The sequence below is a fragment of the uncultured Alsobacter sp. genome (genome assembly GCF_945952055.1).
Lineage (GTDB): Bacteria > Pseudomonadota > Alphaproteobacteria > Rhizobiales > Beijerinckiaceae > Alsobacter.
This window is the reverse complement of record NZ_CAMFHB010000003.1, coordinates 136,740-161,533: the sequence shown is the minus strand read 5'-3', so window position 1 is coordinate 161,533 and position 24,794 is coordinate 136,740. Positions and strand designations below refer to the sequence as shown.

Genomic DNA, 24,794 nt, shown 5'->3' with positions numbered 1-24,794 from the left:
ACCGCCGATCGACTGAAGCGGTCTCAGCTGCGCCCGACCTTGTCCTCGATGCACTCCCAGATCGACACCGCGAGGTCCGGGCCGCCGAGGCGCTTGATGGCGCGAAGGCCCGTGGGCGATGTCACGTTGATCTCGGTGAGGTTGCCGTGGATCACGTCGATGCCGACGAAGAGGAGCCCCTTGGCCTTGAGATAGGGGCCGATGCGCGCGCAGATCTCCTGCTCACGTGGCGTGAGATGTGTCGTCTCGGCGGCTCCGCCGCGCACCATGTTGGAGCGGATGTCGTTGGCCGCGGGCACGCGGTTGACCGCGCCCAGCGCCACGCCGTCGACAAGGATGATGCGCTTGTCGCCCTCGGTGACCTCCGGGAGGAATCGCTGGCACACCCAGGGCTCGCGGAACGTGACCGAGAACAGGTCGAAGAGCGAGCCGAAGTTCGGGTCGTTGTGGCCGACCTTGAACACCGCCGCGCCGCCGTTGCCGTAGAGCGGCTTCATGACGATCTCGCCATGCTCGGCCCGGAACGACTCGATGGCCGCCTTGTCGCGCGTGATCAGGGTCGGCGGCATCAGGTCGGGGAATTCGGTGACGAAGATCTTCTCGGGCGCGTTGCGCACCTCGGCCGGATTGTTGACCACGAGCGTCTTGGGATGGATGCGCTCGAGAATGTGCGTCGTCGTGATGTAGGCGAGATCGAAGGGGGGGTCCTGGCGCAGCAGCACCACGTCGAAGGTCGAGAGGTCGCGCACCTCGCTCTCGCCGAACGAGACGTGGTTGCCCTTGACGTCCTGGACCGTCACGGGCTGGACCGGTGCCGTGACCTTGCCGTCGCGCATCGAGAGCTTGTCGGGCGTGTAGTAGAAGAGCTTGTGGCCGCGCGCCTGGGCTTCGAGCATCAGCGCGAACGTGCTGTCGCCCGTGATGTTGATCTTCTCGATCGGGTCCATCTGGACGGCGACGGAAAGCGGCATGGCGGTCGTCCTTCTCGAGGTCTTGGGCGGGCGCACCTTCCTCCGCTTCGCGCCGGGAGGCAACTCCCGGAGACGCTCAGTCGTCCATCGCCAGGGCATCGACGATGTGGCGGGGCCAGCGCCATGGCGCGACCAGGACCACGTCGCAGCGCAGGACGAAGCTCTCCGACCAGGGGTTGCGGGCGCACCAGCGGGAGATGGCCCGCATGATCCTGCGCCGCTTCTCCTCGCCGATGGCGTCGGCGGCGGCCCCGAAATCGCCGCGCGCCTTCACCTCGACGAAGGCGATGGTGCGTCCGCGGCGCACGACGAGGTCGATCTCGCCGCCGGCCGCCGTGTAGCGCCGGGCGAGCACCGCATAGAACTTCAACGAGAGAAAGACCGCAGCGACCACTTCCGCTTGCAGGCCCCAGCGCAGCGCGGCCCGGCGGCTGGCCGGGTCGCGCCGGGGGGCCATCGGGCTAGTCCTTCACCAGGGCGACGGCGCGGGCGTAGACGCGCTTGCGCGGCAGGCCGGTCTCCTGCGCCACCACCGCCACCGCGTCCTTCACGGAGAGGGTCTTGAGCTGCTTGGCGAGCAGGGCGTCGAGATCCGTGTCGTCGCGGGGTTCCGATCCGCCCGCCGGCGCGGGTCCGATCAGCACCACGATCTCCCCCTTCGGCGTGGGCTCCTGCGCATAGGTCGCGGCGAGATCGGGAAGCGCGCCCCGGCGCACGCTCTCGAAGAGCTTGGTGAGTTCGCGCGCCACGGCCGCGGGGCGGGCGCCCAGGACCTCGGCCGCGTCGGCCAGCATCTCCGCGACGCGCCGCGGGCTTTCGAAGAACACGAGGGTGCCGGGGATGTCGCGCAAGGCCTCGAGCCGCTCGCGCCGCGCGGTCGCCTTGGGCGGCAGGAAGCCCTCGAAGAAGAACCGGTCGGTCGGCAGGCCCGCCACGACCAGCGCGGCGAGCACCGCGGAAGGGCCCGGCACGGTGGTCACGGCATGGCCCGCCTCGACCGCCGCACCGACGAGCTTGAACCCGGGATCCGACACCAGCGGCGTGCCGGCGTCGGAGACCAGCGCCAGCGCCTCGCCCGCGGCCAGGCGCGCCAGGACCTTCGGCCTCATCTCCTCGGCATTGTGCTCGTGGTAGGGCAGCAACGGCGTCGTGATCCCGTAGTGCGCAAGAAGCGTGCGCGTGACCCGGGTGTCCTCGGCCAGGATCGCGCTGGCCGCCGCAAGGGTCGACAGCGCGCGGAACGACACGTCGCCCAGGTTTCCGATCGGCGTCGCGACGACATGCAGCCCCGCGGCGATGCCCTGGGCCTCGGCGCGGATGCCGAAGGCGGTGAAGGCGGACGGAGCCCCCCCTGTGGCCCGGCTGCTGCTCATGGAACGATTCTCGTCATGGGCGGACCATGCCACGAGGTCCGGGGCTTCGCAAAAGCGTATCGATCAGGTTAACTCACCGCGTGTGGTCTCCAGGATACGGCTGCACCTTGGACGAGCAGAGACCGGGATCGCGGCGGATTCCGGCCGGGCGAGGAGGAAGAGCGTGCGCATCGAGAGCTGGACCGGTCACGCCGGAATACCCATAGCCCGGCGCCTGAAGGCCTTTGGCATGGCCGCCTTCGCGGCGATTGGCCTCGCCGGATGCAACACGAGCGGCCTCCCGGGCCTGGATTCGCTCAGCAGCAACCCGGCTCCGCAGACCGCGCCCCAGCAGGCGGAGATTCCGGTGATCCCGGGCAAGGTCCGCGTGGGCCTGATCCTGCCGCTGACGGCGCCGGGCAATGCCGGCGTCGCGGGCGCAGCGCTCAAGAACGCCGCCGACATGGCCATCGCCGAGTTCAATGGCTCGAAGGTCCAGCTCCTGGTCAAGGATGATCGCGGCACGCCCGACGGCGCGCGCGAGGCGGCGCAGCAGGCCTTGGCCGAGGGCGCCGAGATCATCGTCGGACCGCTGCTCGCGCCCTCCGTCCAGGCCGTCGGCCAGGTGGCGCGCGGCGCCAACCGGTCCGTCATCGCCTTCTCGACGGACGCCACCGTGGCCAGCCGCGGCGTCTACCTCCTGAGCTTCATGCCGGAGTCGGACGTCGACCGCATCGTCGAGTTCGCCGTGTCGCGCGGGAAGAAGTCGATCGCCGCGCTCATCCCGAACTCCGCCTACGGCAACGTGGTCGCCGCCGCGTTCCAGGAGGCGGCCGCAAGGCGCAATGTCCGCGTGCCGGCGCTCGAGCGCTACGACCGCGGGACCCTGGACGGCGCCGTCCGTCGCATCGCCGCCGTGGGCGACCAGGCCGACGCCCTGTTCGTGCCCGAGAGCGGCGACGGCATGGCCGCGGTGGGCCAGGCCCTGACCACGGCCGGCATCTCGTCCCAGCGGCTGCAGCCGCTCGGCACCGGCGTGTGGGACGACCCGCGCGTGCTGTCGGTGAAGGCCATCCAGGGGGGCTGGTTCTCGGCCCCGGAAAAGGCCGGCTTCAACGCCTTCGCCAGTCGCTATCGCGCCCGCTTCGGCACGGAACCGACGCGCATCGCCTCTCTCGCCTACGACGCCGTGTTCCTGGTGGACGCACTCTACGGCAAGCTCGGCTCGCAGGGCTTCAGCGATGCCACCCTCACCAACCCCGAAGGCATCGTGGGCACCGACGGGCTGTTCCGCTTCCGGCAGGACGGCACCAACCAGCGCGGTCTCGCCGTGCTGCAGGTCGGAGGAGGCTCGGCCCAGACGATCAGCCCGGCCCCCAGGGCCTTCTCTCCGGGAACGTGAGCGCCGGCACCCTGTCCGACTACTTGAGCCAGCCAGGCATCGCGGTGGCCACGACGCCCAGCGTGATCATGTAGCAGAGGAGGAGACCCAGCTCTCCGACGTCCCTCCTCGGGTTCAAGCGGAAGAGCCTGTCATCGTCGTCCGTGTCGGGGAGCCATGCGAAGGTCTTGCGCAGATAGGCGCCGATCGACGCGGTCGCCCACCTGTAGAGGACCAGAAGCACCAGCCAGAGAATGAAAGAGGCTGCGAGGACGGGCAGCCACATCAGGAACGTCTTGATCGTCATGGCTCAAAACAACGTCTGAAAACAGACGGATCCTGAACGTGACGCGGTTGAGAAACCGTCTACGAGGCGCTCTGCGGAACGGTCAGGCTGCGAGGTCCGCCACGATCGCGTCGAGCACCGGGAACCCCTCCCGGGTGACGCGGATGCGGCCGTCCTCGGTCGTCTCGACCAGGTCGTCCGCCTTGAGCTCCGCGATCCGGGCCCCGTCGAGCGGACGCCCGGCCAGCAGGGCGAAGCGGGTCGGGTCGATCCCCTCGGTCAGCCGAAGCCCCATGAGCAGGAACTCGTCGCCCTCCGCCTCGGCGGAGAGGCGCTCGGCGTCGACGACGCCATGGCCCACCCGCTCGACCTGCGCGAGCCAGGTTTCCGGATCGAGTTCGGTCGCGAGCGCGAAGCGGCCCGTGGGCGTGGCCAGCCGGGCATGGGCACCGGGCCCCACGCCGGCATATTCGCCATAGCGCCAGTAGACGAGATTGTGCCGGCATTCGGCGCCCGGGCGGGCATGGTTGGAGATCTCGTAGGCCGGCATGCCGTGCTTCTCGCAGATCTCGCGGGTCACGTCGTAGAGGGCGCGGGCAGCGTCGGCCTTCGGCATATCGAGCTTGCCGGCGTCGCGCAGGCGCTCGAACACCGTGCCGGGCTCGATCGTCAGCTGGTAGAGCGACAGATGCTCGGCAGCCCTCGCGATCGCCTCCTCCAGTTCCGCGGCCCAGGCGGCCGGGGTCTGGTGGGGACGGGCATAGATGAGGTCGAAGGAATAGCGGTCGAAGATCGAGGAGGCCGTCTCGACGGCCGCCATCGCCTCGCGCGCGGAATGCAGCCGGCCGAGCGCCCGCAGATCGGGATCGTTGAGGGCCTGCACGCCGAGCGAGACGCGGTTGACCCCCGCCGCCCGGTAGCCACGCAGCCGGTTCGCCTCGACGCTGGTGGGATTGGCCTCGAGCGTCACCTCGACCCTCGGATCGACGGACCAGTGGGCCGCGATGGCGTCCAGGACGCCCGCGACCGTCTCGGGCTTCATCAGGGACGGCGTACCACCCCCCAGGAAGATGCTGGTGACGGTGCGCCCGGGGGTCATTTCCGCCTGGTGCGCGATCTCGCGCTCGAAGGCGGCGACGTAGCGCGGCTCGTCGATGCGCTCGCGGCGAACGTGGCTGTTGAAATCGCAATAGGGGCACTTCGACGCGCAAAACGGCCAATGGACGTAGACGCCGAAGCCCGCGTCGAACGGGAGATGATGGGTCATGGGCGGAGGTGTGGGCCTTCTGCGCCGCGAAGGCAAGGTCGTAAAAGCATCAGGATTGAACGCCGCGCCGTCGCGACGGGACAGCGTTCACCCCCGGTAACCGTCCTCGCGCAAATCGACGCTGGCGGCTCAGCGCGCGAGGCATTTTTCCGACAGGAGCACGAAGGCCCTCGCCCGATGCGACAGGCCGAGCCCCAGCGGGGGCAGCCCGTGCTTCTCCTCGGCGGTCATCTCGCCGAAGGTCCGCGCATGGCCGTCGGGCAGGAACATCGGATCGTAGCCGAAGCCGGCATCGCCCCGCGGCGGCCAGATCATGACGCCGTCGACGCGTCCCTCGACCTCTTCCAGATGCCCGTCGGGCCAGGCGACGCACAGCGCCGAGACGAACCACGCCTTGCGGTCGCCGGGCGTGAACGCGTCGCGCTCCCGCAGCGCCGCTTCCACCTTCTCCATGGCATGGGCGAAGTCCTTGCCCGGACCGGCCCAGCGGGCCGAGTAGATGCCCGGGGCCCCGTCGAGCGCGGCGACGCAGATGCCGCTGTCGTCGGAGATGGCCGGCAGGCCGCTGGCCTGCGTTGCGGCCTCGGCCTTGATGCGGGCGTTGGCGCGGAAGGTGTCGCCCGTCTCGTCGGGCTCGGGCAGGCCGAGCTGGCCGGCCGAAACGGCCTCCACGCCGTAGGGCGCCAGGAGATGCTGCATCTCGACGAGCTTGCCGGCGTTGTGCGTCGCGATGACGACGCGACCCGTCAGGATACGGCCCATGGCGGAACCTCTCGTGGTGAACGGCCGCGCCCTCAGGCGACGGCGAGCTTCTGCAGGTCGACCAGACGCGAGATGCCGCCGCGGGCGAGCGCCATCAGCGCCAGGAACTGCTGTTCGCTGAACGGCTTGCCTTCCGCCGTGCCCTGCACCTCGACGATGCCGCCCGTGCCGGTCATGACGAAATTGGCGTCCGTCTCGGCGCCGGAGTCCTCGGCGTAGTCGAGGTCCAGCACCGGATTGCCGTTCGCGATGCCGCAGGAAATGGCGGCGACGTGGTCCTTGAGGACGCCGGAGCCGATCATCGAGCGGCCGCGCATCCATTCCAGGCAATCGTGCAGGGCGACCCAGCCGCCCGTGATCGACGCGGTCCGCGTGCCACCGTCGGCCTGCAGCACGTCGCAGTCGACGACGATCTGCCGCTCGCCGAGGCCACCGAGGTCGACGACGGCCCGCAGCGAACGCCCGATCAGCCGCTGGATCTCATGCGTGCGCCCGGACGGCTTGCCCGAGGTGACCTCGCGGCGGGTGCGCTCATGGGTCGCGCGCGGCAGCATGGCGTACTCGGCCGTCACCCAGCCCTTCCCCGTCCCGCGCAGCCACGGCGGACCACGCTCCTCGAGGCTCGCCGTGCACAGCACGTGGGTTTCCCCGAACTTCACCAGGCACGATCCTTCGGCGTAGCGGGCGACGCCACGTTCGAGGCTCACGCGGCGCAGTTCGTCGGCGGCTCGTTTGGACGGGCGCATGATCACTCCCCGGGGTCCGGCGCGAACCGGACGGGCCCGCGCGACGGCGCCCTTCTAGAACATGCCGCGGCGTCGCGAAACCCGGCTTTTCGTGCCTGGGACTTGGCACGAATCCGTTCCTGGTCCGAAAGTGTCGGGCGCAATCGCCCTCAACCGGCCCTGGACGTCTTGATCGCGGGCGTCCGCATCCCCAATCTTGGATCGCCGCCACCGCGGCCAAACCGCGGCCAAGACCGACCGCCAGGACAGGACCATGACCGGAGACGTCCCGCTTCGCCCCCGGAGCGCCCTCGTCGACATCAACGAGCGTTCGCGCGAGATCTTCCGGCGCATCGTGGAGAGCTATCTCGCCACCGGCGAGCCCGTGGGCTCGCGCAATCTGTCGCGCATCCTGCCGATGACGCTGTCTCCGGCCTCCGTCCGCAACGTCATGTCGGACCTGGAAGCCGCCGGCCTCATCTACGCGCCCCACACCAGTGCCGGCCGGCTGCCGACCGAGGTCGGCCTTCGCTTCTTCGTCGATGCGCTGATGCAGGTCGGCGACGTCTCGACGGAGGACCGGTCCCGGATCGAGGCCGAGGTCCGGGCCGCGGGCCAGGGCAAGACCACCGAGGGGCTGCTGTCGGAAGCCTCGGCCCTTCTCTCGGGCCTGTCGCGCGGCGCCGGCGTCGTGGTGACGACCAAGGCGACGGCGCGGCTCAAGCACATCGAGTTCGTGCGCCTGGACGCGACGCGGGCGCTGGTGGTTCTCGTCAGCGACGACGGCAGCGTCGAGAACCGCCTGCTGGACCTGCCGCCCGGCCTGCCCGCCTCGGCCCTCGTGGAAGCCTCGAACTACCTGTCCGCCCGCGTGCGCGGGAAGACCCTGATCGAACTCGCCGGGGAGTTGGAGACGGAGCAGCGCCGCGCCGAGACCGAACTCGACACGTTGACCGCGCGGCTCGTGGAGAGCGGGCTGGCCAGTTGGAGCGGCCAGTCCGAGACGCGCCAGCTCATCGTGCGCGGCCAGGCCAACCTGCTCGACGACCTGCGTGCGGTCGAGGACCTGGAGCGCATCCGCCTCCTGTTCGCCGACCTGGAGACCAAGAAGGACGTGATCGACCTGCTGTCGCGCGCCGAGCAGGGCGAAGGCGTGCGGATCTTCATCGGGTCGGAGAACAAGCTGTTCTCGCTGTCCGGCTCGTCGATGATCGCCGCGCCGTTCCGCGACGCCAGCCACCAGATCGTGGGGGTCGTGGGCGTGATCGGCCCGACGCGGCTGAACTATGCCCGCATCGTCCCGATGGTCGACTACACGGCGAAGGTGGTGAGCCGGCTGCTCGAAAGCGGGCGCTGAGCGTTCAGCCGACCACGATCCAGGCGGCCAGGCCCAGCGAGCCGACGAGGATGCGCCACCAGGCGAAGAGCCCGAAGCCGCGGGCCGAGACGTAGCCGAGCAGACCGCGCACGACGATCAGGCCCGACACGAAGGCGGCGACGAAGCCGATGCCGATGACCGTGAGGTTGTGGACGTCGAGGGTCTTGTAGCTCTTGAAGAGGTCGAGCGCGAAGGCGCCGACCATCGTCGGCATGGCCAGGAAGAACGAGAACTCGGCGGCCGCGCGCTTGTCCGCGCCCAGCAGCATGGCCCCGACGATCGTGGCGCCCGAGCGCGACACGCCTGGAACCATGGCCAGGCATTGGCAAAGGCCAATCTTCAGGTACATCGACAGGGGAAAGCGCGTCGCGTCCTTCTGCTCGCCCTTCAGGGGAAGCTGGTCCACGACGATCAGCACGAAGCCGCCGACGATCAGCGCGATGCTGACGATGAGCGGGTTGAACAGCACGTTCTTGATGAAGTCGCGGAGCACGAAGCCGATGATCGCGGCGGGCAGGAACGCGATCAGGACCCCGATCACGAAATTGCGTGCGTCCCGGCTTGACGGAAGGGCGATGGCGATGTCCAGCAGCTTCCGGAAGTACACGAGCAGCAGGGCCAGGATCGACCCGAGCTGGATCAGGACCGCGAATGTCTTGTCGAACACCGGATCCGCGAAACTGAGACCCAGGAAATGCTCGGCGAGGAGCAGGTGGCCCGTCGAGGAGACGGGGAGGTACTCGGTGAGCCCCTCCAGGATGCCGAGCAGGATGGCCTTCACTTCGGGCATGAGTTCCATGGGACATCCGCCGGTTGGGTTCGTCGATTCGCGCCACGAATCGGTTGTCGTCGCAGCGTGGCGGTTTTATACGGGGGCCCCGCACCGCGCCAACCTCTTCGGGCGGCGCGCGCCCATGCCACGCTCCCGCCCTTGTTGGAGTCCAGAGCCGCAGCCATGGCGACGCTCTTCCACCACCCGTTGTGTCCGCACTCGCGCTTCATCCGGCTCGTGCTGGGGGAGTTCGGCCTCGAGGCGGGTCTCGTCGAGGAGCGCACCTTCGAGCGCCGCGAGGAGTTCCTGCAGATCAACCCGGCCTGCACCACGCCGGTTTTCGTGGAAGAGCAGATCGGTCCCGTTCCGGGCGCCACGGTGATCGCGGAGTATCTCGACGAGACGCGCGGCCTGGCTCTGGGCGAACGGCGCCTGCTCCCCTCCGACCCTGCCGGACGGGTCGAGGTGCGGCGCCTGGTGGAATGGTTCAATCACAAGATGTTCGACGAGGTCAGCAATTATCTCGTCACCGAGAAGGTCATGAAGCGCTTCATGCCGACCGACCTCGGGGGCGGCGCGCCGGACATGAGCGCCATCCGCGCGGCGCGCTCCAACATCCGCTATCATCTCGCCTATGTCGGCTGGCTCACCGGCAAGCGCAACTGGCTTGCCGGCGACCGCCTCAGCTATGCGGACCTCGCCGCGGCGGCCCAGCTCTCGGTCGCCGACTACCTGGGCGACGTGCCGTGGCACGAGAACGAGATGGCGAAGCAGTGGTACGCCCGGATCAAGTCCCGCCCCTCTTTCCGGCCGCTGCTGGCGGACCGGGTGCTGGGCTCGGAACCGTCGGCCCACTACGCGGACCTGGACTTCTGACGCCCGCCGACCTGCGCGCCTTCGTGGCGCAGACGGCCCAGCGCGAAGGATTCGACGCCTTCGGCGTGACGATACCCGACGCCATTCCCGACGCGCCCGCGCGTCTGGCGGCCGCCCTCGCGGCCGGGTACCACGGCGACATGGCGTGGATGGAGGAAGCCCCCGAACGCCGCGCCGCGCCCGCGCAGCTGTGGAGCGAGGTCCGCAGCATCGTCATGCTGGGCATGAGCTACGCCCCAGCGTCCGATCCCATGGCGACGCTGGAGCGGCCGGACCGCGGCACGATTTCCGTCTATGCGCGCTCGCGCGACTATCATGACGTGATCAAGGGCAAGCTGAAGCAGGTCGCCGGCGCCCTCGCCGCCCGGGCCGGGGCGCAGGTGAAGGTGTTCGTCGACACGGCGCCGGTGATGGAAAAGCCCCTCGCGGCGGCGGCGGGGCTCGGCTGGCAGGGCAAGCACAGCGTGCTCGTGTCGCGCCAGAACGGATCCTGGCTGTTCCTCGGCGCCATCTACACCACCGCCGAACTTCCCCCCGACGATCCCGGCCGCGACCATTGCGGCACCTGCCGGCGCTGCCTCGCGATCTGTCCGACGGATGCGTTTCCGCAGCCCTACGTGCTGGATGCGCGGCGGTGCATCGCCTACCTCACCATCGAGCACAAGGGACCGATCCCGCGCGAACTGCGATCAGGGATAGGCAACCGGATCTTCGGCTGCGACGACTGCCTCGCCGTGTGCCCGTGGAACCGCTTCGCGCGGTCGGCCCGGGAGCAGAAGCTCGCCGCGCGCGACGACCTCGACGCCCTGCCGCTGGCCGACCTCGCCGCCCTGGACGACGCCGCCTTCCGGCGGCTCTTCGCGGGAACGCCGGTCAAGCGCACCGGCCGCGACCGCTTCGTGCGCAACGTGCTCGTCGCGATCGGAAACAGCGGTGAGAAGGATCTCGCGGCGGCGGCCGAGGCTAGGCTCGACGATGCGTCGCCCCTCGTGCGGGGGGCAGCGGTCTGGGCACTCTCCCGGCTCGTACCTGGAGACACCTTCGCCGGCCTGCGGGCCGCGCGCGAGCCCGTGGAAACCGATCCCGCCGTGCGGGACGAATGGATGAGCGCAACCGCATGAACCTCGTCGTCTTCGGCCATGGCTATTCGGCCGCCCGCTTCGTCGCCCTCAACCGCGCCCGCTTCTCCGCCGTGTCCGTGACCACGCGCTCGGCGGAGCGGGCCTCCGCCCTGCAGGGCGGCGGGCTGTCCGCGCGACGCTTCGGACCCGACGGCACCGATCCCGGCCTGGCCGACGACGTCGCGGCAGCCGGCGCGATCCTCGTCTCCGTGCCGCCCGACGCGCAGGGCGATCCCGTGCTGCGGAGCTTCGGGGAGGCGATCGCGGCGGCCAGAGGCCTGCGTTGGATCGGCTATCTGTCGACGGTCGGGGTCTATGGCGACCACGCCGGCGCGTGGGTGGACGAGACCACGCCGTGCCGGCCGGTGAGCGAGCGATCGGTGCGCCGCGTCGAGGCGGAAGAGGGCTGGCTCGCCCTGGGCCGCGAGGCGGGCATTCCGGTCCACGTGCTGCGGCTCGGCGGCATCTACGGGCCCGGCCAGAACGCCCTGGTGAACCTGCGCGACGGAACCGCCCGACGCATCGTCAAGGCCGGGCAGGTCTTCAGCCGCATCCACGTCGACGACATCGCCGGGGCCACCGCCGCATCGCTCGACCTCGCGCTGGCCCGCCCCGACCAGGCCGGTGTCTGCAACGTCGTCGACGACGAGCCCGCCCCGCCGCAGGACGTGGTCGAATACGCGGCCCGCCTCATGGGCCTGCCCGTGCCGCCCGACCTGCCGTTCGAGACGGCCACGCTGAGCCCGATGGCGCGCAGCTTCTATGGCGAGAACAAGCGGGTGGCCAACCGTCGCCTGCACGAGGTCTTGGGCTACGCCCTGCTCTACCCGACCTACCGGGAGGCCCTGCGCGCCCTCTGGGAGGCTGGCGAGGGCCGCTGATCCCGCGTCAGGCCGCGTGGCGCGTGGCGTCGGCCCCGAAGTGGCCGATGTAGCGCGGATTGATGAAGGACACGGGCAGCACGATCAGCACGTCGGTCGTGCCGAACTGGCGGTCGATCACCGCCTGCTCGCCCACGCGGGCGCCGATGCGCAGGTAACCCTTCACCAGCGGCGGCAGCGCGTGCAGCGCCTTGCGCTGGTCGACGGCGGAGGCCGGCAGCAGGTCCATCGGCTCGCCGCGCCCCGGCAGGGCCGTCGCCCTCCAGGCCTCGGGGGCCCGCGCGTGATGGTGCAGGAACGACAGCGCCAGGGCGTGCTTCGACGGATCCACGCCCTCGAGGCTGGCACAGCCGAACATGACGTCGATGCGGTGGTGGCGCACATAGGTCCAGATGCCGTGCCACAGCAGCTCGACCGTGCGCTTGTCGCGGTAGGGCGCCAGCACGCACGAGCGACCGAGCTCGAGAAAGCGCTGGCCGGGATTGGCGGCGAGCAGCGGCGCCACGTCGAACTCGACCTGGGTGTAGAAACCGCTGTAGCGCTCGGCCATCTCCTGCCGCAGCAGCCGGTAGGTGCCCACGATCCTGGGCTTGCGCAGGCCCGTACCGGAGGGCGCGTCATGGTCGATGACGAGCAGGTGGTCGCAGATGAGGTCGAAGGCATCGATGTCGCGGCGCTTCAGCCGGGACATCATGTCGGGGATGGCCGACATCTCCTCGAAGAACACGCGGTAGCGCAGCCGCTGGGCCTTCTTGACCTCCTTGCGCGTGACCGCGAGGCGCACCTCCAGCGAACCGATGCGGCCCAGCGTCCCGGTGAGGCCACCGGCCCGCTCGAGCGGCTCGGCGAAGACACGGGCCAAGCCGCCATGGGCCGGAGCAACGCCCGGCCCCTCGTCGCGACGGGCCGAGAACGGACGCGGCAGGCGGGGGCGAGGGAACATGGCGTTTCGTCATCCTGGCAGCGCCGCGAGTCGGCGCCTGAACGCAAGGTAAGCTGAAGCACGGCTCTCGGACAGGATTGTGACAGTGTGACGGGCGCGTGAAGCGCCGCGGCGTCAGGCGCTGAGCGCCTCCGGCGTCTTGGCGGCCACGGCGGCCACCAGCGAGGGCTCGTCCACCGGCTTGGCGACCACCTCGTCCATGCCGGCCGCCAGGGCCTCGCGCCGGTCGTCCTCGCTGGCGTTGGCCGTGAGCGCGACGATGCGGGCGGGCGGCAGGCCGTATTCGGTTTCGATGCCGCGGATCCGGCGCGAGGCCTCGTGTCCGTCGAGCCCGGGCATGCGCACGTCCATGAGGATCGCGTCGAACCCGCGCACGCCCGTCTCCAGGCTGTCGCGGAAGCGATCGACCGCGAGCAGGCCGTCGCGGGCCCACGTCACGGAGGCCCCGTGACGCTGCAGCAGCCGCGTCGCCAGGAGGGCGTTGATGTCGTTGTCCTCGGCGAGGAGGATCGAGAGGCCCGCGAGCGCCGTGCCGGTGACGGTTGGAGACGCGGCGGGCCGCGAGGCGGTCCGGACCTTCGGGGCGATCGGGTGCACCGAGTCGAGCTGCTGCAACAGGGAGCGCTCGCGCACCGGCTTCACCAGATAGCCGTCGAATCCGGCCGCGGCCGGGGGCCCGAACGAGCGCCGCTCGAACGGGGAGAGCAGCACGATGCGGCGCGGCACGCCCGCGGCGCTGGCGGCCGCGGCGAGCCGGCGCGCATCGTCCTCGCCGACGGCCCCGTCCACGACCATGATGTCGAAGGGCGCCTTGGGCGTGAGCGTGGCGAGCGCGGTGGCGACGTCCGGCTGCAAATCGATCCGCAACCCGGCGGCCGCGAGGCGGGTGCGCAGGTAGGGAGCCTCGAAGGGCGCGCGCGACACGATGAGCACGCGGCGGCCGTGCAGGTCGGGGGCCGGCGGCCGCTCGCGGATGCCGGGAGCCTGCGGGAGCAAAATGGCGAAGCTGAAGGTAGAGCCGCGGCCCGTCTCGCTGGTGACCGTGAGCTCGCCGCCCATGCCGGCGACGAGACGGCGCGAGATGGCGAGCCCGAGCCCGGTTCCCTCGTGGCGGCGCGAGGCGGATCCGTCGACCTGCTCGAACTCCTCGAAGATGCGGTCGAGCCTGTCGGCCGGGATCCCCGGACCGGTGTCGGAGACGGAGAAGCGGACGCGATCGCCGTCGCGCGACACGCTCACGCCGACGCCGCCCTGGTCGGTGAACTTCACCGCGTTGCCGGCGAGGTTCAGGATCACCTGGCGCAGGCGTGCCGCGTCCCCCACCACCTCGCGGCTGAGGTCGCTGCGGATCAGGCTGGCGATCTCGATGCCCTTGCCCTGCGCGCGCGGCGCCAGGAGCTCGACGGTGCCCTCGACCAGCGCCGCCAGGTCGAAGGGCTGCTCGACCAGGTCGAGCTTTCCCGCCTCGATCTTCGAGAAGTCGAGGATCTCGTCGAGGATCGACAGCAGCGCCTGGCCCGATGTCCGCACCGCCTGGACATAGGTCTGCTGTTCCAGGTCGATCCGCGTGGCGAGCAGGAGGTCCGTCATGCCGAGAATGCCGTTCAGCGGCGTGCGGATCTCGTGGCTGACGGTGGCCAGGAAGCGGGACTTGGCCTCGTTGGCGGCCTCGGCCTTGCGCCTGGCCTCCGCGAGTTCGGCCTCGGCGAGGCGGCGGTCGGTGACGTCGCGACCCACCCACTGGGTCTCCCGTCCCAGGCGGCCGTTCTCGGCATGGGTCTCGATCCATGAGATCCAGCGCAGCCCCGTCGCGGTCTCGACCTGCTGGTCGATGGCCACCGCGCCGCCGTCGGCCGGCCTGGGCGGCAGGGTCTCGCGGATGGGCAGGGCATGACGGGTGCCGATGAGGCTGGCGGACGTCTTGCCGGCCGCCGTGGCGTAGGCCGCGTTGACGAAGGTGAGGCGGCCATAGCCGTCGCGCCGGACGATGAGGTCGTCCTGCCCTTCCACGAGGCTGCGGTAGCGCTCGGCGCTCTCGGAGAGATGGAGCGCTTCCTGTTCCAGCGCGTCCTGGTCCTGCCTGAGCTTGGCGGCATGGCGTTCGAGGCGCACGTGGTCGCGGATCAGGATCACGAGCCCGGCCAGCGCGGCCACGGCTACCGCGGCGAGCACGTAGAGGGCCAGCGACGTCCAGCCGCCGTCGGTCGCGGCGGCGATCGTGCCACGCAACACGGGCTGGAGGTCGGGGGCGGTCGCATCCATCGGCATAGCTCTCTGCCGCGACAATCCCTGGTTTTGATTGAGAAATCGTGAGAGCGGCCGATCGACTGCCGTTCAGCGTGCGGGCCGGTGGCTCAGGCGCCCACCATGTCCGCGGCCCCGCGGTAGGACAGCGCCTCCGCCAGGTGGGCCCGGCCGACCTTCGCGTCGCCATCGAGATCCGCGAGGGTCCGGGCGACCTTGAGCACCCGGTGATAGCCCCGCGCCGTCATGCGCAGCTGGTCGGCCGCCTCGCGCAGGAGGCGGACGCCGGAGGGTTCCGCCGCACAGACAACGTCCAGGGCGCCCACCGGGCAATCGGCGTTGGTGCGCACGCCGTCGAGCCCGAGGTCGCGATAGCGCGCCGTCTGCGCGGCGCGGGCGCGCGCCACCCGGGCCGCGACGGCGGCGCTGTCCTCGGCGGCGGGGGGCAGCAGCAGGTCGGCGGGACTCACGGCCGGCACCTCGAGCCGCAGGTCGATGCGGTCGAGGAGCGGGCCCGAGAGGCGCGCCTGGTATTGCGCCATGCAGCGATCGTTCTCCTGCCGCTTGCAGGTGTAGCCAGGTTCTCGGGCGTAGCCGCACCGGCACGGATTCATCGCCGCCACGAGCTGGAACCGCGCCGGATAGACCACCCGCCGGTTGGCGCGCGACAGCCAGATCTCGCCCGTCTCCAGCGGCTGGCGCAGGCTGTCGAGCGCCTGCGGGGCGAACTCCGGCAGCTCGTCGAGGAACAGCACGCCGTGGTGCGCGAGCGAGGCCTCGCCGGGCTTGGCATGGAGACCGCCGCCGGTCAGCGCGGCCATCGACGCGGAATGATGGGGGGCCCGGAAGGGGCGACGGTCGGTGAGGGCCCCGCCCGCGATGAGGCCGCCGACCGAATGCACCATCGACACCTCCAGGAGCTCGGCCGGCTCCAGGGGCGGCAGGATGGACGGCAGGCGCGTGGCCAGCATGGACTTGCCGGCCCCCGGCGGTCCGGACAAAAGCCTGTTGAGGTCAATGGACCCCTACGGTTGAGGGGGTAAGCCGGCCTCCGCTCGGTACTTGTTGATCGCTGTTCGGCATAGCCGCTTCACTTCGTCGTAGACGATCCACGCGGCTGGCTTGTCCCAATCGACCGTCTGCTGCTGGTAACGAGTCTCGACCAGTTGGCGAAGCATCGAACTATCTAACTTCAAGCTGATGGTGCAGTCGCGTATTCCAGCCCAAAGCGACATGGCATCGGAGTCATTCGGCTTTACGATGCCAAACGCGCCATCGAAGGCGCCAATGGCTACCCCTTCCTTCTGCGCTGTACCCATGCCACGCCATGCTGCGTAGTTCTCGACGTACATCGCTTCCGCCGACGATGAAGCGAGACAAAGTGCAAGAACGATCCAGTGGGCCTTCATGGTAGTCTCCTAACTGCTTGGCTTGCCTATCATCGCTGAGAGGCAGCAAAAAAACAGGGGGACCACCAGCCCCCTCTCGGAAAGCCAGTGATCCCCCTGCGGGTCTTCTTCAGCGCCGCTTGGCGTCGTTGTGTTCCGGCAGCCCGTCGATGAGCATCCCGAACAGTTCGGACAGCCCAAGCGCGTTCTGGAACGGCAGCAACTGCCACAGCCCCTTCGCCTCGGCCTGGGTGAACTTGTCCCCGAACGGCGCCTGAGCCAGCCCACCGATGCCCTTGAGGCCCTTGTCCACCATCGACACCACCGGGTTGCCCGAGACGGCACCGGAGGCCAGCCCCGAGTTGCGGAAGCCGTCGAAGGTCGGCTTGAAGCCCACCACCCCGGTGAGGGTGTCCCAGGCTGCCGGGATGACGGATGCCTGTCCCGACAGGTTGAACCCTGCCAGCGCCATCCGGCTCCACGAACCCTCCTTCTCCCAAAGCTCGTTGACCTTGTCCGTAGCGCCGGAGGCGTTCAGGGCAGCGGCCTTGATGCCGAGCTTGGTGGTGTGGACGACAGCGCCCAGGGCCATGGAGAGGGCGAAGGAGGCAGCCGCCTCCCCGTCCCGCATGTTCAGGGAGTACAGGGTCTGCTTCGACCATGCGCCGGCCATGAAGGAGCGAAACTGGGTCAGGAGCTTGAACGTGTCCCCGTGCATGAACAGCGGCAGGTTGCCGATGTCGTTCTGCTGAACGATCTTCCGGGTTGCCCGGTAGGCAGCCATCTCGAAGGCAGCGCGGGCCTCCTGGTCCGTCCAGTTGTCCAGGCCCAGGGTCCTGATGTTGGTGCCCGAGACGGCTCCCTCGACGCTCCCCGCGTGCTTCTCGGCCTGGGCCTTGATGCGCTTGAACAGGTCGTCGTCGATCCCGAAGGAGTTCAAGCGGGTCATGGAGAAGCTGGGACCGGTGTCGAAGATCGTATCCACCATCTTCGCCACGAAGCCACGGGCGGCGAGGTTCTGGAGCGCGCTGTCCACGTGCCGGAACCCCGAGATGGTCGAGGTGACCCGCTTGCCGTACTGAAGCGCCGTGTCGATGCCCTGCTCCACCCGGTTGCCAGCCAAGAGGTTGTCACCGTGGACATCGGCCACCCTGTCCCTTGCCAGCGACCGGAGATGGTCGGTGCCAGGAGACAGCATGTGGTCGAGTTCCGCGATGAACTGGGGATCGAGCTTCCCACCCTTGGCGTCCGAGATGATCTTCCGCACGACCGGGAGGGAGCCAACGGTGGCCCTCACGCCAAGCGTGCCCACCACGTTGCCCAGTTCGGGGACCTGAGCGAGACCCACCCGGTTCATGAGGCGGATGTAGTTCAGGTCACGGACACGGCGTGCCCATTGGGAGGCGGTGGCGTTCTTCCACTGCCCATCGATCGGTCCCCCGGTGATGAGGCCATAGACGGTCTGGAGACGATCCACGTCCGTCATGGCAGCGTCCACCTTCGAGGGGTCCATCTCGTCCTGAACCTGCTTCACGCGGTTCATGAGGGTGTCCCACTCGCCGCGTGAGGTGACCCCATCCACGAGGAACTCGGGGACGGTGGGATCAGCGTCCACCTCGACCTCACGGGTGGCCCTCACGAGCTTCCCATTCTCGATCTTCGTGAACTCCTCCGTCTTCTTCACGGTCCCCTTCGCGAACTTCGGGTTCTTGATCCGAAGCAGCGACATGGCGACCTGACCGGACATCAGGCGGGCGTACTGGTTGAACAGGTTCCCGGCGTCCTTCTCGAAGAAGTCGGCCACCCTCAGGTCCACAGTCTGGCCCGTGTGGCGGTCACGGACAGCCATCGTGAAGTTCTCATCGATGGGCGTCCTGCGCTTGGCACGGGACACCTTCCCGGCATCGCTGTCGTCCCTCTTGGACATGGCCGCGATGATGCGCTCCACATCCCCGTCCGTGGCACCGTCGATGCCGTGGAGGAGGTCACGGAGGGCCTCGTAGTCGCCACCCTTGAGGGTCTTGGCGGCGCCACCTTCCAGCCCCGCCTTCATCTCCGAGATGCGCTTCACGTAGCCCTTGGCGACACGGCGGGCGATCTCGTCATCGAGGTCAGGGGTGAAGCCCCGGATAGCCTGATGGAAGAGGTCTTCCACCTGTCGCGTCCCGAAGCGGTCGATGTTCTCGGCCACGGCGGTGCGGTCCACGATGCGGGGGACGTAGTTCGGGTTCTCCTCGATCTCATCGAAGCCCTTCACGGCCCTACGGGTGGTCCCATCGAGCACGCCAGGATTGCGGGCGGTGTCCGCGATCTCCGCGAAGAGCTTCCGGTACACGTCGGCAGCCTTGGCGATGTGAGGGTCCACGGGAGTGGTCGGGTCGGTGGCACGGATGGCGTCAACAACGGCCTCGTTGAAGGCCGAGCGACCCTTCTCCTTCTCGAACCAGTTCCAGCCCTTGGCCTCCGCGAACTTCTCGAAGAGGGGCTCCACCTCCGATGCGGCGGTGTGCTCCCACGAGCGGAGGAGCTTGCCCTGCCACTCGCTCACCGCGATGGCCGAGACCTCTCCCCGCTTGCCCACCGCGTCTTCCACGAGGTTGGCGCCGAGGGCACGGGTGACGGGGTTCTCGGACCTTTGGAGGGTGGCCGAGACATCGTATCGAGCCTTGCCAAAGGCAGGACCCGAGAAGCTCTCAGCCGAGGCAATCCAATCCGCTGCGTTGGCGTTCAGGCTGTCCACGCCATGGGCGAAGGCGGCGCCAGCATCACCGGCAGAGCCAGCGGTGGGCAGACCGGCAGCACGTCGTCCGATCTCCTCCAAGGCAGCGGCCTCACGGGCCACGCTCTTTGACGAGAGGAACCCTGAGCCAGCGCCCAGGACGAGCCCCAGCCCAGCGGCAACCGCGATGTCCGAGGTTTCCCCGAGCGGGTTCCCGAAGGCCGAGGGGACCTCCGAGACAGCATTCCCCAAGGCGGCACCGAGTGCCTCCCGAGCGATGATCGCCCGGCGGGTGGAGGCACCAATGGCAGCCACCTTGCCCACCCCGAGACCCAGAGCGAGAGACGGGATGTCGGCTGCTCCTTCGAGGAGGTTCATCCCGAAGGCATAGCCACCACCACCGGATGCGTACCGGCGTTGGCGGTCCATCTCCTTCTCAAGCTCTTGCCTGATCCACGCCGCGTGGCTCTCTGAGCGAGCATCGGAGAACTTGCCCCAGTACTCCTCGGGGAGCCCCTTCGTGACCTCCTTGTGGAGATCCTTGGTCATGCGGAAGTTGGGGTCTTCCTCATAGCTGTTGCCGGTGATGAGGCGCCCAGTGTCGCGGATGGTGGGCTGCTGAGAGACGGCATCCCACGTGTCCTCATACCAAGCCCGGCCCCACTTCTTCTCGTTCTCCCGCTCGATGTCTCGCCGTTCATAGTCGGGCATCACTGAGGGGGACTTCACATCACCCGAGGTGGTCGGGAGGACAGCCCCGGTGCCCAGGGAAGCCCGCTTGGCAGCCTCGGCCTCACGAGCCGTGCGCCAGTCCCGGTAAGCCCCCACGGTCGGGTACTTCTCAAGGAACGGGTTGTCCTTGATGACCTGATCACCCCATCCCGCCTTCTGGCTGTTGAGGGTGTCCCGAAGGGAAGCGGAGGGGTCCACGTCGTCACCGATGGTAGGCAGCGCGACCCCCGTCAGCCGGGCCTCGAACTGACGACCGAGCTTGATCCGGCGAGGAAGATCCGGCGCCCACGTCGGGTTGTCCCTGGACCACCCGCCAGGACGCTCGAAGCCGATGAAGGCGCCGGCAGCCTCTTCGAGGGTGCGGGCCTGACGGAGGCGGTCACCGGCAGCCTTCTCGGTGGTGTTCAACTCGTGGACGATGAAGAGGGCCTGAGCGCGGGGGTCGTAGACATCGAGCCCCTTCTCAGCAGCGAACCGGCGAAGGTTCGTCTGGCGCCCTTCACGCCACTGAGCGACCCCGAGAGCGGCCTCCCCGGAGTTCCACCCACGGGTGTTCACGTCTCCCTTGTCCAGGCTCTCGCCCAGGAGGTTGGACATGGCACCCATTGCTTGTTCGTGAGTGAACCCTCCGTCGTCGCGGAGGGTCTGGTAGATCGTGCGAGCGTTGTTCATGGTCACTTGCCCTTCCTCAGGATCTCGTCAGGACCCGGCAGGACGGGGGGGACGAACTTCTCGTTGTCTTTCTGGCGCTGGGCGTTGGCGTCCATGCGCTGGGTCTTCTTGCTGTTGGCAGCGTCGATGGCCTTCTGGCGTTCAGCCTCCACGCGGCGGTTCTCGTCACCCGCGAGGTCGCGAGCGGAGAATGACCTCATGCCCCGGTTGGCGACGGGGAGCCGGGTGGCCTTGTCGATGATCTGGTACGAGCCAACGCCGTTCCCCACCGGGACAATGGCGAGATCCTCAGGCTTCACGCCCTCACGCTCACCGTTGGCCGAGGCATAGGCAGCCAGCCGCTCCTTCACCCGCGAGGCGAACCACGGAGGGGTATGGTCGTCGGTGCGGACAGCGAAGCCGTTGATGACCACGTGGCTCTTCTGGAACCGCTCCGTGGCCTTCTCGATGGCGGTATCGGCGTCGAGGCCAGCCACCGCATAGGTCCGAGCGATAGAGAGGATGGACCCGGCAGCGTAGTCCCGGTTCTCGACCGAGGTCCCACCGATGCCGAACCAGCCACCACCGATGGACAGCCCCTTCACCTTCTTGTCGATCTCCGAGACCTTCACCCGGTTCGCCTTGGTGTCCACCGAGGCAGGATCGTTGTGCGCGGTGGCCGCGTTCATGATCGCCTGACCCTCATCAAGGCCCAGGTCGGTCACGCCCACATCCACCATCTCGTAGAAGTTGCGCTGGTCGTCGTTCAGGTACTGCCCGATGACCGCTCCGTGGGTGGTCTTGAGCTTCCGGTACATCGCCACCCCGGCCTTGACCGAGTTGGGAATGACACCAGCGGCGACGTTGGAGGGAGAGGCGGCGCCAATCCCCGAGGTCATTACCGACTTCCATTGGCGGTTGATGATGCCGTTGTTGGCTCTCCAGTCGGCCTCCTCCACGAACCGCATCTCAGGGTCTTTGCCCTGGTACTTGCGGTCGAGCTCAGCGACCTTCCGGCCCTCGATGACCTTGATCTGCTCATCACGGGTGATGACGGCTTCCTGCCCCTTCCGGTCGATGATCCGCTGATCTTCGACAAGCGGAAGGTTGCCCCGCTCAGCAGCGGCATAGCCGGTGTCCTCGACCTCGCGGCGCTGGGCATATTCGGCCTGGGAGGCGTTCTCTTCCCGGCGGGCTTTCTCGAGTTCGGCGGCAGCCTGAGCGCGCACCGAGCGGCTCGTCTCGACCATCGAGCGGAACTGGGGGTCCGTCATGGAGCCGGGGTTGAGCTTCCGGTAGCTGGTGAGGTCGTCTTCGTTCAGCTTCCCTTCGCGGGCCTGATCCCAGAACTTGTTGATGGGCTCGAAGCCCCGCTCCTTGTTGACCTCATCCCGGCGCTTGTCCGCGTGACGGAGGATGCCCAGGACATCGGTGGCGTACTCGGCCTTGTCAGCGATGGCGCCGAGCTTGACCCCATCACGGCCCACCCGCTGGTGTTCCAGCATCCCCTTCACGAAGTCGTACTGGCCCTCGTCAGCCAGAACCTTCATGGCCTTCAGGAGAGCCTTCTCCTGGTCCTTGAAGTTGACCCCGAGGAACGCCTTGTCCCCGGCGGTCATGGTGGAGATGGCCTCCATGGCATCAGCCGCGTTCCGGCCCTGGGCGATCATCTCGCGAGCGGTACCAAGCTGCCGTTCGTAGACGCCCTGGTTGATGTCCTGAATGGCAGCCTCGGTCTTCACCTGAGCCTGTCCGACACGGAGCCGGTTGGCGGCACCTTCGGTGGCCTGACGGTATCCGGCGATGAACTGAGGGTCGTTCTTGTAGGTCTCGAAGTCCGTCGAGGTGCGCGAGGAGATCGCACCATCGAGATCGAAAGCGGTCTTGTCACTCTTCTCGTACTCGCCACCGATGTCCGTGATGGCCGAGAGCCCCGCGCGCTGCCCCAACTGGAGCATGTACGCCTTGCGGTTGACCTCGCCCTTTAGGTCGGGGTCCGTGTCGATGATCGCGCGGGCCTCATCGAGGCTCTTCACCTTCGCCAGCTTGGAGGCAGCGAGGGAGGGAGCGTTCTCGGCAGCATCCTTCGTGGTCACCTCGGAGAGGGCCAAGAGCGACGGGGAGAGGCGACCAAGGCTGTCTGCAAGACGGATGAGGCTGTCGTCCACCTTCATGGCGGGAGCCGGGCGGTTGTACGGGTCCACCGGGCGAGCGGTGGGAGAGAGACGCTGGGAACGCTGTTCCGATCCGGGGATGGGAACATGACGTTCAGCACGGGAAACGTCGGGGCGGTCAGAGGTCGCAACCTGAAGACCGGGGACGAATGAAGGCATGGAAAATCCTTGGCCCACGCATGGGCGGTAAAGGGGATGAGGGAGTGAGTGAGGTCAGTTCACTCAATCCGATTGTGTGGTCAGTTCAGCTTGGAGCCGTGGAGCTTCGAGAGTTCCTCGAACGGGGGCACACCCCAGTCCGTCATCTCCTTGTCGAGGCACTGGAGCGCCATCTCGAAGACATCCTGAGGGGACTTCTCGGGGGCGCCGGTGAGGCGCATGGCGAGCCGGTAGCGGATGAAGACGCGCTGAGCGGCTTCGCTGAGGTGGAGTTCGTTGTCAGACCTGTTCACCGGGAGGCCCCCAGCTTCGGGTTGAAGGGCTTCCACTTCACGAAGACCGGCCCGTGCGGGCTGTCCTTCACCGTCAGGCGTGCGGCGGCACCCACGGTGGACCGCATGGCGATCTCATCGGAGCCCTGGTGGCGCATGACGATGGGTGTGGAGGGTCTGGCACCGCGACGGAGGAAGTACCGAGCGGCATCGAAGAAGGGGGTGGCGGTGGTGACGAGACGTTCCCCAGTCGCGGCGTTGATGGCCGTGAAGCGGGTCGGGTTCTTCGTCTTGATGACGGTGATCTCAATGGTCATGGGGCAAGGGCTTCTGAAACAGAAAACCCCCGGCACCTGTGGGGGCACCGGGGGCGAGAGAACTTCCATCAGTGATGGAACCGAAGGTCAGATGTGTCCTGCCTCGACGGCCTGACGGATCGTGAAGGGGTGCGGGCTGATGTCGGGGAAGAACAGCCGAACCGGCTCCCCACCCTCCCACACGATGGTCCCGCCACGGGGACGGGAGCGGATGGTGTCCACGATGGTGGCCTTGGCGTAGTCCACCAGGGCATCGAGGTGTTCAGCCTCACGCCTCGCGAGGGCCTCAGGGCTGGAGGAACGGGGAGCCGGGACATGCCCGACACCCCACACGAAGTCCCCGCCCGTCACCGGCCCGACACCGTCACGAGCCCAGCACGGATGGCCGAAGCCCACCCGTACGTCCGGCCTCCGATCTGGAGGACCGGGAGGCCATCGTTGCCCTTGATGACTTCCACACCGGGACCGAGGTCGGCACCGAAGAGAAGCTCGGGGGAGTGACGGTCGATGCTCTCCACGTACTGGGTCGCCAGCTTCGCATAGGAGGCCGTGGAGCGGCTCGTGACGTGCTCCGTGATAGCCCGTGCCAGTTCGGTCTCGTGGCCGTTCTGGGCTGCCCACTCACCGAAATGGGACATGTCGTTCACGCCCAGCTTGGAGAGGGACTTGGCAGCCTGGGCCTCGAACTCACCACGCACACCCTCGATGAAGCGCGAAGCGTCGGCGGGCTCCATGCCAGCCTGAGAGGCCAGACGCCCCACCAGGGCTTCCGAGACAACACCCTCACGGGCGATGGCGTCCACGATGGCAAGCTGGGTGCTGGCGTCGGTGACCTCAACCAGGGCGCTGATGCCATCCTCGACGGCACGGGAGAAGCTCTCCACCGGGGGACCTTCGGGGGCAGCCTCAGGGGAACCTTCGGCAGCCTGGGCGGGGGACTGAGGGGGAGCAGCCACCTCGACCCAGCCACCGGCCTCCTTGCGCAGCAAGCCCATCTGCTCCGCGACGGCCACGGTGGTCTTCATGCCACCCACATCCACGAGGTCATCGTGCTTGAGGTTGGCGGGGGAGATCACCGAACCGAAGGCACTTCGAGCGGAGCCCAGCACGGTGCCATCGGAGGGGGTGGCGGTGGAGGCACGCTGGACACCAGCCTGATGCACAACACCGTCATGCATGTTCATGCGGACCACGCCAGGGCGCCGAGCGTTGCCTGTCGGGGCAACCTGAGCGCGATCATCGGAGAAGGCATCCTCGGACACCCCGAACTGGACCGAGGCGACCCCGGCGGACTTGTTGGAGGCGTGAGAGGGGCGTGAAGTGGGGAGATCGTTGCCGAAGTTGATCCGAGTGCGTCCGAATACGTCCTTGCTGGAGGGTTCGGGGGTCTCGGAGGAGAAGGAGGAGGAGAAGGTCATGGCGG

General features: G+C 68.4%; 22 protein-coding genes and 1 pseudogene. 5 read left to right on the top strand and 18 right to left on the bottom strand.

Going from position 1 to position 24,794, the window contains the following annotated elements; genetic code table 11:
- Positions 1–23: 23 nt before the first annotated feature.
- The 3 genes from gshB to rsmI all read right to left on the bottom strand — a co-directional run bounded on the left by gshB (position 24) and on the right by rsmI (position 2,344).
- A complete protein-coding gene (gene gshB / locus Q0Q47_RS03600) occupies positions 24–971 on the bottom strand; it encodes a glutathione synthase (RefSeq protein WP_293854503.1) in 948 nt (315 codons plus the stop codon).
- Between the two features lie 76 nt (positions 972–1,047).
- On the bottom strand, positions 1,048–1,428 hold the full coding sequence (locus Q0Q47_RS03595; RefSeq protein WP_293854500.1) for a YraN family protein: 381 nt from the start codon (positions 1,426–1,428) through the stop codon (positions 1,048–1,050).
- A gap of 4 nt (positions 1,429–1,432) precedes the next feature.
- The gene (rsmI, locus tag Q0Q47_RS03590) at positions 1,433–2,344 is read right to left on the bottom strand and encodes a 16S rRNA (cytidine(1402)-2'-O)-methyltransferase (protein WP_293854497.1); all 912 of its coding nucleotides are present in this window, start codon (positions 2,342–2,344) and stop codon (positions 1,433–1,435) included.
- Positions 2,345–2,573: 229 nt separating this feature from the next.
- On the opposite strand from rsmI, the gene Q0Q47_RS03585 reads away from it, so the two are divergent.
- Complete coding sequence (locus tag Q0Q47_RS03585; protein WP_293854494.1) at positions 2,574–3,725, top strand: penicillin-binding protein activator; 1,152 nt, start codon at positions 2,574–2,576, stop codon at positions 3,723–3,725.
- 19 nt (positions 3,726–3,744) lie between these two features.
- Here the strand turns inward: Q0Q47_RS03585 and Q0Q47_RS03580 are convergent, their stop codons facing one another.
- The 4 genes from Q0Q47_RS03580 to rph all read right to left on the bottom strand — a co-directional run bounded on the left by Q0Q47_RS03580 (position 3,745) and on the right by rph (position 6,765).
- The gene (locus tag Q0Q47_RS03580; RefSeq protein WP_293854492.1) at positions 3,745–4,011 is read right to left on the bottom strand and encodes a hypothetical protein; all 267 of its coding nucleotides are present in this window, start codon (positions 4,009–4,011) and stop codon (positions 3,745–3,747) included.
- 82 nt (positions 4,012–4,093) lie between these two features.
- Positions 4,094–5,257: a radical SAM family heme chaperone HemW gene (gene hemW, locus Q0Q47_RS03575; RefSeq protein WP_293854489.1), complete on the bottom strand. Its 1,164-nt coding sequence runs from the start codon at positions 5,255–5,257 to the stop codon at positions 4,094–4,096.
- Positions 5,258–5,386: 129 nt separating this feature from the next.
- On the bottom strand, positions 5,387–6,019 hold the full coding sequence (gene rdgB, locus Q0Q47_RS03570) for an RdgB/HAM1 family non-canonical purine NTP pyrophosphatase (RefSeq protein ID WP_293854486.1): 633 nt from the start codon (positions 6,017–6,019) through the stop codon (positions 5,387–5,389).
- A 32-nt stretch (positions 6,020–6,051) separates the two neighbouring features.
- On the bottom strand, positions 6,052–6,765 hold the full coding sequence (gene rph / locus Q0Q47_RS03565) for a ribonuclease PH (RefSeq protein ID WP_293854484.1): 714 nt from the start codon (positions 6,763–6,765) through the stop codon (positions 6,052–6,054).
- A gap of 253 nt (positions 6,766–7,018) precedes the next feature.
- Between rph and hrcA the strand changes: the two genes are divergently transcribed.
- The gene (gene hrcA / locus Q0Q47_RS03560) at positions 7,019–8,101 is read left to right on the top strand and encodes a heat-inducible transcriptional repressor HrcA (protein WP_293854481.1); all 1,083 of its coding nucleotides are present in this window, start codon (positions 7,019–7,021) and stop codon (positions 8,099–8,101) included.
- A gap of 4 nt (positions 8,102–8,105) precedes the next feature.
- Here the strand turns inward: hrcA and Q0Q47_RS03555 are convergent, their stop codons facing one another.
- A complete protein-coding gene (locus tag Q0Q47_RS03555; RefSeq protein WP_293854478.1) occupies positions 8,106–8,921 on the bottom strand; it encodes an undecaprenyl-diphosphate phosphatase in 816 nt (271 codons plus the stop codon).
- A gap of 156 nt (positions 8,922–9,077) precedes the next feature.
- Between Q0Q47_RS03555 and Q0Q47_RS03550 the strand changes: the two genes are divergently transcribed.
- The 3 genes from Q0Q47_RS03550 to Q0Q47_RS03540 are packed head-to-tail and all read left to right on the top strand — an operon-like array spanning position 9,078 to position 11,772.
- Positions 9,078–9,770, top strand: coding sequence for a glutathione S-transferase family protein (locus Q0Q47_RS03550; protein WP_293854474.1), 693 nt, complete (start codon positions 9,078–9,080; stop codon positions 9,768–9,770).
- Between the two features lie 23 nt (positions 9,771–9,793).
- On the top strand, positions 9,794–10,891 hold the full coding sequence (queG, locus tag Q0Q47_RS03545; protein ID WP_293854471.1) for a tRNA epoxyqueuosine(34) reductase QueG: 1,098 nt from the start codon (positions 9,794–9,796) through the stop codon (positions 10,889–10,891).
- Positions 10,888–11,772: an SDR family oxidoreductase gene (locus tag Q0Q47_RS03540; RefSeq protein ID WP_293854468.1), complete on the top strand. Its 885-nt coding sequence runs from the start codon at positions 10,888–10,890 to the stop codon at positions 11,770–11,772. Before queG ends, Q0Q47_RS03540 begins: the two co-directional genes overlap by 4 nt.
- Before the next feature lie 7 nt (positions 11,773–11,779).
- Here Q0Q47_RS03540 and Q0Q47_RS03535 read toward each other — a convergent pair whose 3' ends face one another.
- The 10 genes and pseudogenes from Q0Q47_RS03535 to Q0Q47_RS03490 form a co-directional block, all read right to left on the bottom strand.
- Positions 11,780–12,715, bottom strand: coding sequence for a GNAT family N-acyltransferase (locus tag Q0Q47_RS03535; protein ID WP_293854465.1), 936 nt, complete (start codon positions 12,713–12,715; stop codon positions 11,780–11,782).
- Between the two features lie 114 nt (positions 12,716–12,829).
- On the bottom strand, positions 12,830–14,977 hold the full coding sequence (locus Q0Q47_RS03530; protein ID WP_293854463.1) for a PAS domain-containing hybrid sensor histidine kinase/response regulator: 2,148 nt from the start codon (positions 14,975–14,977) through the stop codon (positions 12,830–12,832).
- 92 nt (positions 14,978–15,069) lie between these two features.
- Positions 15,070–15,969, bottom strand: a pseudogene (locus Q0Q47_RS03525) (YifB family Mg chelatase-like AAA ATPase); the annotation flags it as partial.
- Between the two features lie 15 nt (positions 15,970–15,984).
- Positions 15,985–16,368 carry a hypothetical protein gene (locus Q0Q47_RS03520; RefSeq protein ID WP_293854460.1) on the bottom strand — a complete coding sequence of 128 codons (384 nt, stop codon included), beginning with the start codon at positions 16,366–16,368 and terminating at the stop codon, positions 15,985–15,987.
- Positions 16,369–16,477: 109 nt separating this feature from the next.
- Positions 16,478–20,470 (bottom strand): phage tail tip lysozyme, encoded by a 3,993-nt coding sequence (locus Q0Q47_RS03515; protein ID WP_293854780.1) that lies wholly within the window; start codon positions 20,468–20,470, stop codon positions 16,478–16,480.
- Positions 20,471–20,472: 2 nt separating this feature from the next.
- On the bottom strand, positions 20,473–22,623 hold the full coding sequence (locus Q0Q47_RS03510; RefSeq protein WP_293854457.1) for a hypothetical protein: 2,151 nt from the start codon (positions 22,621–22,623) through the stop codon (positions 20,473–20,475).
- Between the two features lie 239 nt (positions 22,624–22,862).
- Positions 22,863–23,075: a hypothetical protein gene (locus Q0Q47_RS03505; protein ID WP_293854455.1), complete on the bottom strand. Its 213-nt coding sequence runs from the start codon at positions 23,073–23,075 to the stop codon at positions 22,863–22,865.
- The gene (locus tag Q0Q47_RS03500) at positions 23,072–23,371 is read right to left on the bottom strand and encodes a hypothetical protein (RefSeq protein WP_293854452.1); all 300 of its coding nucleotides are present in this window, start codon (positions 23,369–23,371) and stop codon (positions 23,072–23,074) included. Before Q0Q47_RS03500 ends, Q0Q47_RS03505 begins: the two co-directional genes overlap by 4 nt.
- Positions 23,372–23,458: 87 nt before the next feature.
- Positions 23,459–23,617, bottom strand: coding sequence for a hypothetical protein (locus Q0Q47_RS03495; RefSeq protein ID WP_293854449.1), 159 nt, complete (start codon positions 23,615–23,617; stop codon positions 23,459–23,461).
- 101 nt (positions 23,618–23,718) lie between these two features.
- Complete coding sequence (locus Q0Q47_RS03490; RefSeq protein ID WP_293854446.1) at positions 23,719–24,789, bottom strand: hypothetical protein; 1,071 nt, start codon at positions 24,787–24,789, stop codon at positions 23,719–23,721.
- Between the last annotated feature and the right edge of the window lie 5 nt (positions 24,790–24,794).

Excerpts from the sequence above, each read along its gene's own strand:
- Q0Q47_RS03535 (WP_293854465.1), bottom strand. The coding sequence starts at position 12,715 with ATGTTCCCTCGCCCCCGCCTGCCGCGTCCGTTCTCGGCCCGTCGCGAC.
- Q0Q47_RS03515 (WP_293854780.1), bottom strand. The coding sequence starts at position 20,470 with ATGAACAACGCTCGCACGATCTACCAGACCCTCCGCGACGACGGAGGG.
- Q0Q47_RS03550 (WP_293854474.1), top strand. The coding sequence starts at position 9,078 with ATGGCGACGCTCTTCCACCACCCGTTGTGTCCGCACTCGCGCTTCATC.
- Q0Q47_RS03530 (WP_293854463.1), bottom strand. The coding sequence starts at position 14,977 with ATGGATGCGACCGCCCCCGACCTCCAGCCCGTGTTGCGTGGCACGATC.
- rdgB (WP_293854486.1), bottom strand. The coding sequence starts at position 6,019 with ATGGGCCGTATCCTGACGGGTCGCGTCGTCATCGCGACGCACAACGCC.
- Q0Q47_RS03580 (WP_293854492.1), bottom strand. The coding sequence starts at position 4,011 with ATGACGATCAAGACGTTCCTGATGTGGCTGCCCGTCCTCGCAGCCTCT.
- Q0Q47_RS03500 (WP_293854452.1), bottom strand. The coding sequence starts at position 23,371 with ATGACCATTGAGATCACCGTCATCAAGACGAAGAACCCGACCCGCTTC.
- Q0Q47_RS03490 (WP_293854446.1), bottom strand. The coding sequence starts at position 24,789 with ATGACCTTCTCCTCCTCCTTCTCCTCCGAGACCCCCGAACCCTCCAGC.
- hrcA (WP_293854481.1), top strand. The coding sequence starts at position 7,019 with ATGACCGGAGACGTCCCGCTTCGCCCCCGGAGCGCCCTCGTCGACATC.
- Q0Q47_RS03595 (WP_293854500.1), bottom strand. The coding sequence starts at position 1,428 with ATGGCCCCCCGGCGCGACCCGGCCAGCCGCCGGGCCGCGCTGCGCTGG.
- Q0Q47_RS03510 (WP_293854457.1), bottom strand. The coding sequence starts at position 22,623 with ATGAAGGTGGACGACAGCCTCATCCGTCTTGCAGACAGCCTTGGTCGC.
- Q0Q47_RS03585 (WP_293854494.1), top strand. The coding sequence starts at position 2,574 with ATGGCCGCCTTCGCGGCGATTGGCCTCGCCGGATGCAACACGAGCGGC.
- rsmI (WP_293854497.1), bottom strand. The coding sequence starts at position 2,344 with ATGAGCAGCAGCCGGGCCACAGGGGGGGCTCCGTCCGCCTTCACCGCC.
- Q0Q47_RS03540 (WP_293854468.1), top strand. The coding sequence starts at position 10,888 with ATGAACCTCGTCGTCTTCGGCCATGGCTATTCGGCCGCCCGCTTCGTC.
- Q0Q47_RS03555 (WP_293854478.1), bottom strand. The coding sequence starts at position 8,921 with ATGGAACTCATGCCCGAAGTGAAGGCCATCCTGCTCGGCATCCTGGAG.
- hemW (WP_293854489.1), bottom strand. The coding sequence starts at position 5,257 with ATGACCCATCATCTCCCGTTCGACGCGGGCTTCGGCGTCTACGTCCAT.
- gshB (WP_293854503.1), bottom strand. The coding sequence starts at position 971 with ATGCCGCTTTCCGTCGCCGTCCAGATGGACCCGATCGAGAAGATCAAC.
- rph (WP_293854484.1), bottom strand. The coding sequence starts at position 6,765 with ATGCGCCCGTCCAAACGAGCCGCCGACGAACTGCGCCGCGTGAGCCTC.
- Q0Q47_RS03520 (WP_293854460.1), bottom strand. The coding sequence starts at position 16,368 with ATGAAGGCCCACTGGATCGTTCTTGCACTTTGTCTCGCTTCATCGTCG.